12 protein-coding genes are annotated in these 16,479 nt (G+C 25.7%); 8 read left to right on the top strand and 4 right to left on the bottom strand.

What is annotated here, in order from left to right; translation table 11 throughout:
• Positions 1 to 322: 322 nt before the first annotated feature.
• From ACZ5CK_RS00675 to ACZ5CK_RS00685, 3 genes are read left to right on the top strand one after another with little or no spacing between them, the layout of a single operon-like run.
• Positions 323 to 1,627 carry a nucleotide sugar dehydrogenase gene (locus ACZ5CK_RS00675; protein ID WP_464581984.1) on the top strand — a complete coding sequence of 435 codons (1,305 nt, stop codon included), beginning with the start codon at positions 323 to 325 and terminating at the stop codon, positions 1,625 to 1,627.
• 21 nt (positions 1,628 to 1,648) lie between these two features.
• The gene (locus ACZ5CK_RS00680; protein ID WP_464581985.1) at positions 1,649 to 2,734 is read left to right on the top strand and encodes a Gfo/Idh/MocA family protein; all 1,086 of its coding nucleotides are present in this window, start codon (positions 1,649 to 1,651) and stop codon (positions 2,732 to 2,734) included.
• Positions 2,731 to 3,483, top strand: a complete 753-nt coding sequence (locus tag ACZ5CK_RS00685; RefSeq protein ID WP_464581986.1) for an acyltransferase — start codon at positions 2,731 to 2,733, stop codon at positions 3,481 to 3,483. The genes ACZ5CK_RS00680 and ACZ5CK_RS00685 overlap by 4 nt, the downstream gene beginning before the upstream one ends.
• A gap of 83 nt (positions 3,484 to 3,566) precedes the next feature.
• Here the strand turns inward: ACZ5CK_RS00685 and ACZ5CK_RS00690 are convergent, their stop codons facing one another.
• Positions 3,567 to 3,704, bottom strand: coding sequence for a hypothetical protein (locus tag ACZ5CK_RS00690; RefSeq protein ID WP_464581987.1), 138 nt, complete (start codon positions 3,702 to 3,704; stop codon positions 3,567 to 3,569).
• Between the two features lies 1 nt (position 3,705).
• Positions 3,706 to 4,143, bottom strand: coding sequence for a MarR family winged helix-turn-helix transcriptional regulator (locus ACZ5CK_RS00695; RefSeq protein ID WP_464581988.1), 438 nt, complete (start codon positions 4,141 to 4,143; stop codon positions 3,706 to 3,708).
• Between the two features lie 306 nt (positions 4,144 to 4,449).
• Between ACZ5CK_RS00695 and ACZ5CK_RS00700 the strand changes: the two genes are divergently transcribed.
• The 5 genes from ACZ5CK_RS00700 to ACZ5CK_RS00720 all read left to right on the top strand — a co-directional run bounded on the left by ACZ5CK_RS00700 (position 4,450) and on the right by ACZ5CK_RS00720 (position 14,003).
• Complete coding sequence (locus ACZ5CK_RS00700) at positions 4,450 to 6,570, top strand: hypothetical protein (protein WP_464581989.1); 2,121 nt, start codon at positions 4,450 to 4,452, stop codon at positions 6,568 to 6,570.
• Between the two features lie 39 nt (positions 6,571 to 6,609).
• Positions 6,610 to 9,276 carry a hypothetical protein gene (locus tag ACZ5CK_RS00705; protein WP_464581990.1) on the top strand — a complete coding sequence of 889 codons (2,667 nt, stop codon included), beginning with the start codon at positions 6,610 to 6,612 and terminating at the stop codon, positions 9,274 to 9,276.
• Complete coding sequence (locus ACZ5CK_RS00710) at positions 9,273 to 10,283, top strand: mannose-1-phosphate guanylyltransferase (RefSeq protein WP_464581991.1); 1,011 nt, start codon at positions 9,273 to 9,275, stop codon at positions 10,281 to 10,283. The genes ACZ5CK_RS00705 and ACZ5CK_RS00710 overlap by 4 nt, the downstream gene beginning before the upstream one ends.
• A gap of 128 nt (positions 10,284 to 10,411) precedes the next feature.
• Positions 10,412 to 12,070 (top strand): methyl-accepting chemotaxis protein, encoded by a 1,659-nt coding sequence (locus ACZ5CK_RS00715; protein ID WP_464581992.1) that lies wholly within the window; start codon positions 10,412 to 10,414, stop codon positions 12,068 to 12,070.
• A 34-nt stretch (positions 12,071 to 12,104) separates the two neighbouring features.
• A complete protein-coding gene (locus ACZ5CK_RS00720; protein ID WP_464581993.1) occupies positions 12,105 to 14,003 on the top strand; it encodes an HD domain-containing phosphohydrolase in 1,899 nt (632 codons plus the stop codon).
• A 174-nt stretch (positions 14,004 to 14,177) separates the two neighbouring features.
• Here the strand turns inward: ACZ5CK_RS00720 and pgeF are convergent, their stop codons facing one another.
• Positions 14,178 to 14,981 carry a peptidoglycan editing factor PgeF gene (gene pgeF / locus ACZ5CK_RS00725; RefSeq protein WP_464581994.1) on the bottom strand — a complete coding sequence of 268 codons (804 nt, stop codon included), beginning with the start codon at positions 14,979 to 14,981 and terminating at the stop codon, positions 14,178 to 14,180.
• A gap of 2 nt (positions 14,982 to 14,983) precedes the next feature.
• Complete coding sequence (locus ACZ5CK_RS00730) at positions 14,984 to 16,342, bottom strand: MATE family efflux transporter (RefSeq protein WP_464581995.1); 1,359 nt, start codon at positions 16,340 to 16,342, stop codon at positions 14,984 to 14,986.
• Positions 16,343 to 16,479 lie beyond the last annotated feature (137 nt).

A 16,479-nucleotide genomic window follows, 5' to 3' on the forward strand; every position in this document is an offset into this window, starting at 1 on the left:
CCGTGTTCGGCTTCACTCAATTTTGCATCCGTGCAAAATTGACCTGCTCCATTCGAATTTTCTCGGGAATTTTCAATGGTTCATCACATTATTTTTATAAATTTTCTTATATGATAATAAAAAAATATTCTAATTTTCACTCGTTTTATTTTTGAATTCCAATAATATACATGGCTTCACTCATATTATTTTTTCATATTTTATTTTGTCAACAGTCTGAAGTGTCGAAAGGCACTTTTTTTGTTGACAGAGAAAAATAAATATGATATAATTCACTCAGTGAATGAAAAATAAAATAATATTAAAATATGGAGGGATGGAAATGAGTTTAATGGAAAAAATTGAAAGTAAAACAGCTAAAATAGGTGTTATAGGTTTAGGATATGTTGGATTACCTTTAGCAGTAGAAAAAGCAAAAGCAGGATATAATGTAATAGGATTTGATGTTCAAGAGAATAAGGTAGAAATGGTTAATAAAGGTATTAATTATATTGGTGATGTTGTAAATGAAGAATTGGATAAATTGGTTAAAGATGGAAAATTAAAGGCAACTACTAATTTTGATGAATTAGCAAATTGTGATGCTGTAATGATTTGTGTTCCTACACCATTAGATAAATTCAAGCAACCAGATTTGCAATATGTAGTAGCTTCTACAAAAGAGGTTGCAAAAAGATTACATAAGGATATGTTAATTACTTTAGAAAGTACAACATATCCAGGAACTACAGAAGAAGTAATGTTACCAATTTTAGAAAAAACAGGGTTAAAAGTAGGAAAAGATTTTTATTTAGCATTCTCGCCAGAAAGAGTAGATCCAGGTAATTTAAGATTTAAAACAAAAAATACACCAAAAGTAGTTGGTGGTGTAACTGAGGAATGTACAAAACATGCAAAAGTATTATATGAAAGTGTATTAGAAGCAGAAGTTTTTGCAGTATCTTCACCAAAAGAAGCAGAAATGGCAAAAATATTAGAAAATACATTTAGAATAGTAAATATTGCATTGATTAATGAAATGGCAATTGTTGCTAAAAAATTAGGAATTAATATATGGGAAGTTATAGACGCAGCTGCTACTAAACCATTTGGATTTATGCCATTTTATCCGGGGCCAGGTGTTGGAGGACATTGCATTCCAATAGATCCATTTTATTTAACATACAAAGCAAGAGCAGTAGATTATCATACAAGATTAATTGAAATGGCTGGAGAAATTAATGATGCTATGCCAGAATATGTTGTTTCAAGACTTCAGGATATTCTTAATGACAGGAAGAAATGTTTAAATGGAGCAAAAGTGTTATTGCTTGGTGTAGCATATAAGAATGACATTGATGATTTAAGAGAATCTCCAGCATTAAAGGTTATAGAACATTTAGAAAAGAAACATGCAGATATTATAATTCATGATCCATATATTCCTGAATTTACTCATGAAGGTAAAGAATATAAAAGTGTTGAATTAACAAAAGAATTATTAGAAAGTGTAGATGCCGTTGTTTTAACAACAGCACATTCTAATATAGATTATGAGTTTGTATTAGAACATGCATCATTCTTATTTGATACGAAAAATAAAACTAAAAACATAGAAAAGAATAAAGAAAAAGTTATATTGTTATAATAATATAAAGGAGATGTGCTGATGATTAGATTAGCTTTAATTGGATGCGGAAGAATTGCAACAAAAAAACATACAGAAGCAATTATAAAAAATAAAGGATTTTTTGATCTCGTAGCAGTAGTTGATCCTGTAAAAGAAAAGGCGGAAAATATAGCTAATATCATTGAAAATGCAGGATTAAAAAGACCCGAAGTATACACCGATTATAATGAAGTAATAAAAAGAGAAGATATTGATATGGTGACTATAGCAACAGAAAGTGGTTATCATTATCAAATATCTATAGATGCTATGACTAATAATAAACATGTTTTAGTTGAAAAACCAATGGCATTATCAACAAAAGATATGGATCATATGATTCAATTATCAAAAGAAAAAGATTTAAAATTAGGAGTGTGTTTCCAAAATAGATTTAATCCACCAATTCAAGAAATGAGAAAGAAATTAGAAAATGGTGAATTTGGTAATTTATTACACGGTCAAATATCAATTAGATGGAATAGAAATAAATCATATTACGAACAAGCTCCCTGGAGAGGGACATGGAAGCTTGATGGCGGTACATTAATGAATCAATGTACTCATGGGATAGATCTATTACAATGGACTTTTGGAGAAATAGAAGAAATAACAGGAAGAATTGAAAATTTCAATCATCCATATATAGAAGCAGAAGATTTTGGAAGCGCTATTGTTAAATTCAAAAATGGTGCTGTTGGTATAATTGAAGGAACAGCAAATGTATATCCAAAAAATTTAGAAGAAACATTATCGGTATTTGGTGAAAAAGGCACTGTAGTTATAGGTGGTCTTGCAGTGAATAAAATAGAAACATGGAGATTTGAAAACGAAGATTCACATCCATTTCAAAATTTACCGGACCCTGATACTGTATATGGTGCTGGTCATGTGCCATTATATAGAGATTTTTATGATTCAATAGTAAATAATAGAAAACCATATGTTTCTGGTGAAGATGGAAAAAGAGCAGTTGAAATAGTTTTAGCTATTTACAAATCATCGAAGGAAGGAAAACCTGTTAAATTTCCATTTGAATTTTCTACAGAAGAAATGAAAGAATATTTTAAGAAGGTGAAAGAATGATTTCTGAATATGCACAAATTGATTATACAGTTGAAATGGGACATAATATTGAAATAGAAGAAAATGTTATTATAGAAGAAAATGTAAAATTAGGAAATAATGTTGTTATTAAAAATGGTACTATTATAAAAAAGGGAAGTGTTATTGTAGATAATACAGTGTTAGGTAAGAAACCATTTAAAGCTTCAAATTCTGCAGTAACGCAAGAAAAAGAATTAGAACCATTAATAATAGGAGAGTATGTAACTGTTGGAGCTAATTGTGTTGTATATAGAGGTGCAAAATTAAATGATTTTGTGTTTGTTGGAGATTTGGCAAGTATCAGAGAAGATGTGGAAATAGGTGAATATACCATTATAGGTAGAGGAGTTGCTATAGAAAATAAAACTAAAATTGGGAAAAAGGTAAAAATAGAAACAAATGCATATATTACAGCATTATCTACAATAGAAGACTATTGTTTTGTTGCACCTGAAGTAACATTTACAAATGATAATTTTTTAGGTAGAACAGAAGAAAGAAAAAAATATTTTAAAGGTGCAACATTAAGAAAAGGAGCAAGAATAGGTGCGAATTCTACAATTTTACCAGGAATTGAAATAGGTGAAGATGCGTTAGTAGCTGCAGGTTCAGTGGTTACAAAAAATGTTCCAGCAAGAAAAATTGTAATAGGAAGCCCTGCAAAGATTTACAAGGACGTGCCAGAAGAACAATTACTAAAAAATCAAAGTTATTATAAAGAGGTGTAATTTTTACACCTCTTTTTTTATTGACAATCCATAATACTCTTGTATCCACGTAATGGTATCTTTTAAACTTTCAAATAAAGTTCTTAGATTATATTCATAACATCAAAAATACTTACGTCATCGTTTGGTAATACAAAAATTCTTATTTTTTCACCCAATTCATATAATTTTTTTACTAATATATTCCCAATGTGCCCGGTTGCACCAGTAATAAGTACCATATTAATCACTCCTCAAATTATTATAAATTTTAATTATTCTATTAAATCCTTCTGAAATAATTTTGAAATCATCATCTGAAACACGAGACATAAAGTCTTCAAACATCAATTTGAAATTGGTTAACGTTTCATTGAAAACAGTTTTTCCTTTATTTGTTAAATCAATTAATATAACTCGTCTATCTAAGTTATTTCTAATCCTTTTTACATAATTATTTTTTTCTAAATTATCGATGATGTTTGTAATATTACTTTTAGTTGTAGAAAAATGTTCTGCTAAAGAAGACATTTTTTGTGGCCCTTTTAGTCCAATATACAAAACAACATAAAATTCTAAAGTCTTTAATTTTTCTGCTTCGGAAAAATCTGAAATAATTTTAGTAAAGTTAGAAATAAAATCAAAAGTTGATTCAAAGGCATCTTTAAAATCTAAATTCATAAAAATCACTCCTTTATATATAGTCAATTATTTAGACTATTTAAAAAACAAATAGTTCAAAAATTGAATTATTAATAAAAATAGTTTTTTGTCACTTGTATAAAGTTGTTTGATGAAATTTATTTGTTTTAAAAGTTAAAGATTAGTAAAATAAATACGATAATTATATAGAAAGATAATAAAATTTTTTATAAATATAAAATATAAAAATTATTTAGTTATTTAGGTATATAATAAATCATATAGAAAAATAATATTGAATAATAACTATTTAAATTTTAATTTTATTATTATGGAGGTGTTATTGTGAGAAAATTTAGTATTTTTTTAGTATTATTATTTTCTATTGCTGTATTTTCTGTAAATTCTCCTAAACAACCTGTGTTATTTTTTGATACTCAAAATTCATTAAAGGACTTACCAGAAAATATTGAATATTTGCTTAATTTAAGCTTATATGAAAATCTCGATTCAGAAACAAATATTACAAAATTTGATTCAAGATTTTCATATGAATTTTATCCCAATGACAATGTGTATGCTAATGAAATTGCTGTTTCTGCAATAAGAATTCTTGGGTTGGAAAAAGATGTTTTAAATAAATATCCGTTATCTTCACCTGCTTTTGAGGATATAAAAACAAATATGGAAAAAGCCTATACACAAAATGGTTATGATTTTTCAAGAAATTATGGATATTTTAAATATGCAAATGAATATTTTATTAGTAAAATAGGATATCCGTTATTAGATAGCAGTAATCCATTAGAAAAAGTTACAAAATCTGAAGCAATAAAGGCTATAGTGAAGATTTTTACAGTAAAAGCTTTAAATAATGGTTGGAATTATGGATATTATTTACCAATGACTAAAAATGCAAATTTAGTAACATATGCTCAAGAATTAAATGCTAGATTAGGAAGTGGAATGGGCGTTACATCACCAAGTGATGTTGGATATATTTCAGTATTTGAAAAATATTTCTTAACAAAAATTGAAGAAAATGGAAAAGAAAAAATTGTTCCGATAATAAAATTATCTTGTTTTGAAGGTGATAATACTTTTGACGGTAATGAAAATATAACAAGATCATATTTTTATTCATTGTTGTCTTTCATATTTAGCGATAATCCTATGAAAGTAAGTGATGATGATTTAATACCTGTTAGAACATTAAATAACATGGTATCTTATTTGCCAAAATCAAGTATTCAAGGAGAACCTATATTATTTTTAATTAAGAAGCCGGTTAATGGTGTAATAAAGGCTATATCTCCATATAAATTTTCAAATGATGTGGTAAAATATAACATAGATAACGATGAAGTAGTTACTTTGGATAATTCTAAAGTTTTAGTAAATACCAAATACTATGTGGAAAACATTGTTGAAAATACATCAGATAAAAAAATATTAGTTGGACATAATGATGATATATATTCAGGAAAAGAGTTTTCAATGAATTATAAGTATTTAGCAGAAAAAGATGAACATAAAAAAACCTATGAGTTTTTAAGTTCAGGAGAAATAAAGAAAGATGATACAGGGGTTTGGATAGTTAATGCTATACATAATAATTGGAGAAAGATTAAAATTCCAGATAATTTGAAATTATCAGATAAATTTAAAATAGATGGAAAAAACGTAAAAGCAAAATGGTATACAGTAAATGTTGAAACTATTGATCAAATGAGAGAATTTGCTGAAAAGGAATTGCCAGGTATTCCAGAAAAATATAAAAAATTATATAAAGAAGTAAATGCGGAGGATATTCCAAATAATATAGGTGTATTATTTAAAACATCAGTAGATTATATATATAGAACTAAAATAATAAAGCCAGATTATTTAGGAGCACCAGCAGAATATTTTAAAGTTATGGATAGATTAAATGCTGAAAGAAATTATGCTACATTAGACTCTTTAAATAAATTTTTGGAAAATTATAAAAATGAATATTATAATGTAAACAAAAATGAAAGTCATGAATTTATAAATTATTGGAAAGATGTTGTTGAAAAATTAGGAGAATTAAAAACTTCTAACAATGCATATATTTCTCCAGATCTAAAAATAAATATTAATATTACAAAAGAGAAATTTATTCAAAAACCTGAAGATATGACAATATATTTCTGGACATTCTATGGAGGTAAATTAGTTTCTTTTGAGCCTGCAACTCATAGGTTATTTACTCAAAAATTTGTAGAACCATTTAGATATTCATCAGATGCTTATTTATATGTAAAATATAAGGATGGAACTGTAAAAGGTAAAAAAATGTCAGAAAATGGAAAAGAATTATTATATAATGAAAGTGGAGAATATTTAAGAGATGTATTATTATGGTTCCAAGTTGCATTAAAGGTAGATCAATATGGTAATAAATATTTAGAAATAGTATATATAATTGGGGAAGAAATTTAATAAAGGGGGTAATTATTCCCCCTTTTTTGGAGGTAATATATGAAAAAGAGATATATCTTTTTAATAATAATCGCATTATTCTCTTTATTTTTTGTAGCTTTTAAACCAGTTAAAGTAAATATTTTTTTGAATTTGCCGGATAATATGAAAGACTTTAATTTCGAAATGGCATTTAATGGTAAACATTATGTAATTTCTAAAAATATATATATTAGCATGTTTCCAGGAAAACATAATATTACTATTTTTTTAGGGAAAAATAAGAAAGATATGGAAATTAAGGTTCCATATTTTTCGTTTAGTAAGTTAGATTATGAAATTAATATTGAAAAGCCGATTATAAAAACGAGCTTTGAAAGAAAAGATTATGATAAAATATACGTATATTTAAATGCTAAAAACTATATTATGGATTATTGGATAATTAAATTTAATAGTAAAGAGTATAAAACTACATTATCTACTTATAAATTATATGTTTCACCATATGATAATGGTGAATTGTTTATTTCTGCATATTTACAGGGTAAAAAAATATATGAAAAAGTATTTAATATAAAAGCACCATTATCTAAAATTACAGATTATAAAATGGAAATAAAAAATTATATTGAAATTACATTAGATATAGAGCATAAGATGATAGATCCTGTAAAATATGAAATATATAAAAATAATATATTGATTGATACTATAAAGGAGCCTAAATATAGAGATAACTTCACATATGATAAAGTAAAATATAAAATAATCCCTATATATTCTAGTGGATATAAAGGAAAATCAATAGAAATTGAGAAACCAAAATTATCATATATTCCTGATAAAATAAATACGAAAAAAATAAATATTGATATAAGTTATGAGAAAATAATTTTAAACGGTAAAGATTATAATGTAAATAACTTTGTTGAAGGTGAAAATGATTTAATTATACAATTAAGTAAAAATATTTTCTGGATTAAAAAAATATATTTAGATACGACACCACCTAAAATAAATAAAATTTCCTTATTTTACAATGGAATGTTTGATGTAGATATTCAATCAAGTGAGAAATCAAAATATATATTGGTAACAAATGAAGGTACAGCTATTTATGAAACAGATAAGTTTTCAATGGATACCTTAAGTAAAGAAGCCACAATATTTGCTGTTGATGAATTAGGTAATAAGTCAGATCCAATAAAATTAGAATTAAATCCATATCCGAAATATGAAATTAAAGAATCCAAAAATGATGTAACCTTTGAATTTGAAAATAAATTTATAACAAATACATGTGAATTAAAAATTATTGATGATGAAAATAATGTGATTTCAACTATAAATGTAAAAAAATTAAATAGGTTCACATTTTCAAATTTTCTTCCAGGAAAAGAATATAAGTTTATATTATATATTGATAAAAAATTTAATAAAGAAATATATAAAAAAATAACAAAACCAGAATTACCCGTTATAAAAAGCATTGATAATCCGGAAACAGGAACATTTGAAATTGAGTTATTAAAAGACTATAAATATAGTTTTTATCAGATCCAATTTGACGATTATAAAGATGAAGGAAGTTTTTCTGGTAATAAGCTAAGAATAGATGTTCCATTAAAAGATTTAACTAAAGAAGGAACTTTAACATTATGGAGAGAATTTAAAGGCTTAAAAACAGAGATGATTAAAATTAATTTAATGGACAATTTCTTATATAATAAAAAATTATATACTAGTTTGGATGGGACTTTAAATTCTACAAATTTACCCTATATTGTTTCTGAAGATGTATCTTTAAAAAATGTTGAAGTAGAAGGTAGAGTGTTAATATACGTTTTTCCCGAAAGGCGTATATCAATAGATGGTCCTATAAAATATAAAGATAATAATTCTAAATTGGTTTTTAAACCAGTGAAAGATAAATTTGAAGGAATTATATTAAATAATGGAAGTTTGAAGAATATTGAAATATATAATGCAAATATAGGAATTTTTGTAAAAAAAGATTTCGATCTATATAATTTAGTTATAAAAAATTGTGATATAGGTATATATGTAAACGGTTATAAAGGAACAGCGTATAATGTAATATTTTCTGATAATAAGAAAGGTTTTGAGATTGTAAATAGCGATATAGAAATAAAAAATTCATTGTTTTTTGATAATGTAACAACATTTTCCTTTTATAATTCTAAGGCTTATTTATACAATCTTTCAATAGCTGACTCACAATTAGATATAGATAATTATAAATCTAATATAAAAATAAAAACCTCAGATTTCTTGAATAGTAGAGAATCAATAAACAGTAATAAAGGAGATTTATATATAGCATATTCTTCTTTTAAAAACAATTTTACTACGATAAAATCTGTGGAAGATAATAGTTTATATATTTTAAAGACAGAATTTGTAAATAATAAAGTGTCAGTAGATATATATAAAACATCATTTGAAATTAATTTATCTAAATTTATCAATAATGAAAAAGCTATAAAAGTTTTTAATTCTTCAAATGATAAAAAATTTAACATTAAAAATTCTGAATTTGAAGAGAATAAAATAGATATTTATGTAGATGGAAGTAATGATGTTGATTTAGAGAATACTAAAGTTACTAATTATTACGATGGGAATATTGAACCGACATGGGTTAATGAAAGAGGTAAAGTTTTAAATAGAGGAAAAATAATTTTTGAAGGAGGAAAAGAATGAAAGCAATAATTTTAGCAGGAGGTTCTGGGGAAAGATTCTGGCCGTTAAGCACATCAAAAAAACCAAAACAATTTCTGAAAATATTTTCTGATAAATCAATTATAAGAGAAACTTTTGAAAGATTAGCATATAAATTAGAGCCCAAGGATATTTTTGTTGTGACAGCAGAAAAGTATAAAGAAGAAACATTAAAAGAGTTGCCAGAATTAGATGAAAAAAATGTATTATTAGAGCCAGTAGCAAAAAATACTGCGCCTGCATGTTTTTTAGGAACATTGGTAGCAGAGGAGAATGAAGTTGTTTTTATTCTACCAGCAGATCATTATATTCCTAATAAAGAAAAATTCTGGAAAACAGTTGAAAAAGGGATTTATGCAGCAAAAAAATATAATGGATTAATAACTATGGGGATAAATCCAACTAGACCAGAAACGGGGTATGGTTATATAGAAGCAGGGGAAGAATTAAAAGAAAACATAATGAAAGTAAAAAGTTTCAGGGAAAAGCCGAATATGGAAACGGCATTGGAATATATTAAAAGTGGTAATTATTATTGGAATAGCGGTATGTTTTTTTGGAAAAAAGATGTGTTTTTAGAAGAGATGAAAAAGTATAATGAAGATATATACAACGATATGATAAATTTAGATCCATACAATATTGAAGAGCTACATATCAAATATCCAGAAATGAGAAAAATAAGTATTGATTATGCGTTAATGGAAAAATCTGATAAAGTATATACAGTAAAAGCTGAATACGAATGGTCAGATGTTGGTAATTGGGTTTCTGTAAGAGAAATGGAAGATTATTCTGATAATAAAAAAAATGTTCATTTAGTAGAGAGTAAGAATGTTTTTGTTAAATCAAATAAAAATGTTGGTGTTGTAGGGTTAGAAAATATTATTATAATCGATACAGAAAATGGGTTATTAGTTGCAAAAGAAGATAAAATAAATGATATTAGAGAAATAGTAAGTCAATTAAAAGATAAAGGTGAGTTTTGAAAAACTCACCTTTTTTGATATAATTTTCTTGTAATGAGGTATTAAATGAATTGTATATTTGAATTTTAGCGAAATTTAATTTTGAATGCTATATAAAAAATAACAAGTATTGAAAAGGAGGGGGTAAAATGAGTGTAAGAAACAAAATACGGTTATTAGTAGGAATTTTATTAATTTCTCAGTTTGTTATGTTTCTTATCAGTAACCATTCTTTTTCTATTATTTCTGAAAATGAAAAACAAATGAATGAAAAATATATAACTCATATGAAAAATATAGCATTTTATGCAACTAATTTTATGGAAGCACGAAAAATGGTAGCTGAGTATTTGGTATTTAACGATGAAAACTTAAAATTAAAAGCAGAAAATAAAATACAAGAAGTGATAGATAATATATCAAGTATGAATTTAGACAATGAATTAAATTCAATAAAAGAAAAAGCTGTAGATGATATTTCAGCATATTTAAATTTATTGAAAAATTATAATTCTGTAGAAACCATAAAAAATGATGTTGAAAATTTTCAAACTATAGGAAAAAAGGCAATAACTTCTTTTAATGAGCTTCAAAAAGAGATTGATAATAAAACTGATGAATTTATCAATAACAATTTCTCACTAATAGAGAAATCAAAAATATTTGGAATTATAATAATTATCTCTTCTTTGATTTTTGGTATACTTGTTTCAATAATATTAATAAATGCAATTATGAGAACATTAAATATATTAATGAAATATGCTAAGAAATTATCTGAAAAAGATTATACTGTTAAAATTCCAGAAATAAAGTCGAAAGACGAATTTGGACAATTAATAGCAATATTTAAGGAAATGCATGTTCAATTAATAAAAGATATGAAGCAATTAAAAGGTGAAAGTGTTACATTGACGACTTCTATGAAAGAAATTATTGATGAAATGAATATATCAGCAGAATCATTACAAGAAATAACTATATCAGTAAATAATATTTCAACCGAAATGGAGAATATAACAGCGGCAGTAGAAGAAACAACAGCTTCAGTACAAGAAATTTCTTCCGCTACAAAATTAATAGCAGATAATGCAACAGAAGCAGCAGAATTTGGACATGTTTCTACAGATGAGGCAGAAAATGCTGGAAACACAGTAAGAAAATCTATAGATAAAATGAAAGAAATAACAGAAGTAACCATAGAAATAGAAAAGGTAATTCAAAAATTTAATGAAAGTGCAACTAAAATAAATGATTTTGTTGATACTGTAGCAAATATAGCAGAACAGACAAATCTTCTTGCATTAAATGCAGCAATAGAAGCGGCAAGAGCAGGAGAAGCAGGGAAAGGATTTGCTGTGGTTGCTGATGAAGTAAGAGTATTAGCAGAAGAAAGTAGAAAAGCAGCAGATGAGATAAGAGAAGTAGTAGAAGGTGTTCAAATAATTTCAAAAGAAGCTATGGATGTATCAGATATTATTAATGAAAAAGTTAAAGAAGGGTCTGAACTATCAAATGAAGCTGGTGAGAATCTTGAAAAGATATTAAAAGCAATAAAAGATATTACGGCAAGATTAGAAAGTATAGCTGCAAGTGTTGAAGAGCAAACAGCATCTATTGATGAAATTGCTACAGCAATGACAGAATTGTCAGAAAATGCAACAAATATTAATGCATCTGTTCAAGAAATAAATGCAGCAACTGAAGAGCAAACAGCTAATATAGAAAATGTAACTGCGGAAGCCAATAAAATGACAGAACTTGCAGATAGATTAATGCATATTGTAAAACAATTTAAATTGAACTGATGAATTGAAATTTTATAGAAATGGCGGTGAGATTTTGCTAAAAAAAATAGCTATGACAATGATTTTACTATTAGTAGCAATAGCAGTATTTCCAATAAAAATTGGTATATATTACAATCCGCCAAAAATAATAGATGACAAAACAGGCATATTTCCCGAGATATTAAATTATATATTTGATAAAGAAAAAATAGAATATAAATATGTTTTGGATTCTTTTCCAAAAATAATTAAGAAATTAGATAGTGGAGAAATTGATGCAATAGCATGTGTAGGATACTCTTTAGATAGAGCAAAAAAATACGATTTTAATACTGAGTCATTTTTATCTGATTGGGCTGTTATATATATTAATAATAATGAACATATTGAAAATATATTTGATTTAGAAAATAAAAAAATAGGAGTATTAAAAAAGGATATATATTATGAAGATAATGAGTACGGAATAAAAAAGAAATTAGAAAATTTTGGAATAAATGTTCAATTTATTGAGTATTATACCTATGAAGGAATTTTTAAGGCTTTATCAGATGGTAAAATAGATGCTGGAGTTGTAAATAGAACTTTTGGTGTATCAAATTTTGAAAAATATAATGTAATTCCTACAGATATAGTTTTTTCTCCTATTAAATTATTTATAATGTTTAGAAAAAATTATAATGAAAAAGAAAAGATAATAGATATAATAGATAAAAATATAATGAGTTTAAAAAATAATAAAGATTCATTTTATTATGAAGTTATAAATAAATATTTATATGTTGAAAAGATTGAAAAATTTCCAAAATGGATTAGATGGATGATTATAATATTTGTGATTGTGTTATTATCTTTGGTATTCAATCACTTTTTATTAATAAAATTGGTTGAAAAGAGAACAAAAGAATTAAGAAGATTAAATATGATTTTATCTGCTAAATATGATGAATTAGAATCGTTAAATGAACAAATTATTGCTCAAAATAAAGAATTAGAAAGTTTGTATATTCATAATGAGAAACTTCAAAACTCCTTAAAATTGCTGATACGTTTAATGGCAGATATGGGAGAAATCGAGTATATTTCTGAGGATTCTTTTATTTTAAAATTGATTGAAACATTAAGATTTATTATTCCTGGATTTAAATATAATAAAGTAATAAAAGTTGAGAAAGATAAAAAAAATACCATTATAGAATTAGGCAATGATAATCAAAAATTTAAAAAATTAAAAACATCTTTGGTTCTTTCTGACGATTTAAAATATGAAATTTCACATGAATTAGATGAAGATAAAATAAATCCAGGATATGTATATGAACTAATGGAATCATTTAAGGTATTAGCTAAGGTGTTTTATAAAATAAAGAATGAAGCAAGAATAGAAGAAGAACTTAGAGATGATATAATTCGTGCTTTAATTACCTTTTTAGAACAACACGATGAATATACTAAGGATCATTCACAAAATGTAGCAGATTTGTCCGTTAAAATAGCTAAGAAGATGAATTTAGATAATACCTATGTAAGAAAGGTATATTTAGCAGGATTATTACACGATATTGGAAAATTATTAATACCTTTAGAAATACTCAACAAGAAATCTGTTTTAACTGAGGAAGAATATAATTTAATAAAACAACATCCAATTCTTGGCTATAATGCTTTAAAGGAGACAGAAAGTTTAAAAGAAATAGCTATAGGTATAAAACATCATCATGAAAGATGGGATGGGAAGGGTTACCCGGATGGTTTAAAAGGTGAAGAAATTCCATTGATGTCTCAAATAATAGCTGTTGCGGATTCTTGGGATGCAATGATGAGTAAAAGATCTTACAGAGATCCTTTGGGTAGAAAAAGGGCAATTGAGGAAATAATTAATAATTCAGAAAAGCAATTTTCGCCAATAGTTGTGAAAGCTTTTTTGGAAATAATAAAAGAGGAAGAATGATCTTCCTCTTTTATTATATTATAGCTTTTTTCCAATTTCCAAATCTAACGAATAGCCATGCAATTATTAACGCCAAAATATTACTAATAATCATAGCATAAAAAATACCAATAAAACCTAAGCTTTTTGCCATTATGGCGATTAGAGGAACTCTAACTCCCCACAATTAATATTTCATTTGTCAATTAAAGCCATTATAGCAGCCATCCTACCGTTTTTTCCTTCTTTTCTATAGGAGAAAAATAAATCTGTATTAGAATATGTGTCTATGTTTGATATTATTATATTTTCTTTTTTTATTCCTGAATTTATCAATGTATACTCGATAGCTTTCCATATATTAATTAAGTATTTCTCTTTATTTTTTTTCTTTATAATATTAATATTTTTCGGGAAAGTTTTTTCAAATAATAATTTTACATCTTCTCTCACTTCAAAACTATTAGGACCAATAGATGGGCCTAAAGCCACTAGAATATCTTCTGGATTGGAGTTATATACATTCTTCATATTTTTAACAGTTTTTTCTGCAATTTTTTTAATTGTACCTTTCCATCCTGAATGAGCTAAACCAATAACATTTTTATTTGGGTCAAAAAAATATATAGGAGTACAGTCTGCATATAAAGTTACTAAAATAACATTTTTTTTATTAGTAATTAATGCATCAGTATTTTTAATTGTTCTTTCATATAGAAATTTATTTGATTTATAACTTTCATCAACTATTAAAACATTATCTTCATGTATTTGATCAGATAAAACAAAATCATGAATATTTAAATTAAATACTTTAGCTAATTTTTCATAATTGTTGTATATCTTTTTTAAAGGTGTTTCAGTATTTATTCCTAAATCAAAATCGTTTGGAATTCTTGTAGTGAATATATGAAATAAATTATTGAATTTTTCAAATGTTGGTATTGTTAAATACAATAAATCATTTTTTTTGTTTAAATTAAAATTTCCAATTTTCATATTTACACCCTCTTATATTTCCATTTTCCTTGTTTATAAAAATACATTGCAATAATAAATTCAAATAAATCGCCAAAAACAAAAGATAACCATACCCATACTACTGGTAAATGCATGATATTTATGAATATAAATAATAAAGGGATTTGAACTAACCATCTTGATCCAATACTCATAAATAAATATGGCATATTGTATCCAGAACCTGGAAAAACAATTCCTATACCAAAAGCATAAGAAACAAATAATAATCCTAAAGAACCAAAAACTAAAAATTCCGATCCGTATTTTACTACATCAGGATCTTTAGAAAAAAATCCAATTATATTTTTTGAGAAGAGAAAAACTATTATCATAAAAACAAGTGTTGAAATGGTTGTAGTTAATGCAGATACTTTTGCGGTTTTTTCTGCTCTATTGATTTTTTCAGCCCCCAATGATTGACCAACTATTGCAGAACCTCCCATAGACAGACCCATCAAAGGCATAAAAGCTAAACCAAAAATTTTACTTGCTATAGTATATCCTGATACTACAGATGTTCCAAAAATTGATATAAAATATAAGATTATTGTCATTGCCATCTGTCTTGCAAAAACTTCTAATCCGTTAGGAAGACCTATTGTTAGTAGTTTTTTATCTGTTTCCCAATTTAATTTAAATAATCCTTTTATAGAAGGCTTTATCTCTCTTTTTCCGCTGAATAATATGTAAAAACCAATTAAAAAAGCAATGCTTTGTGAAATTACTGTAGCAATAGCAGCACCAGTTATTCCTAATCCGAATCCTGGAATATTAATAAAAGGTATAGTGTCAAAAATAAAAATAGGGTCTAAAATAATATTTAATAAACTGGAAAATATCATTATATTCATAGGAGTTTTTGAATCTCCTATATTTCTAAGAACGGTATTTACAGAAAATGAAGAAAACATTATAGGTAGAAAGAATACTCGAAAATATCCATAATTTAATCCATATTGAACAACGTCTTTTCCTGCAAAAATATTTAATATAGGTTTTAAGAAAAAAGCAAGAAATATGGCTCCAATTATAGCAACAAAAAATTTGAAAGCAATTGTTTGTTCAATAGCTAAATTTGTTTTTTTAATATCTTTTCTGCCATAATTTTGAGATATTAAAGATATAGAACTAACACCAATAATTTCATTTAATGATTCTACAACCCAAAAAATTGTGGAAAAAATACCAACACCAGCAATAGCTTCTTTTGATATCATTCCTATCCAATATATATCAACAAGGTCATATATCATTTGGAAAGTAAATCCTATAGATGTTGGAATAGACATCCATAACAATTCTTTAAGAATATTACCTTTAGTAAGATCTTTGGACATGGGATACTCCTTTCTGATTATAATTTTCTTCATTTTTCGATTGGACAGTTTTATTATAACATTAAAAATAACAACTTTAAAAATTATTAACATAACGAACTATTTTTTATAGTATAATATTGTTTGTAAAACTAACA

Source organism: Marinitoga okinawensis, assembly GCF_055387075.1.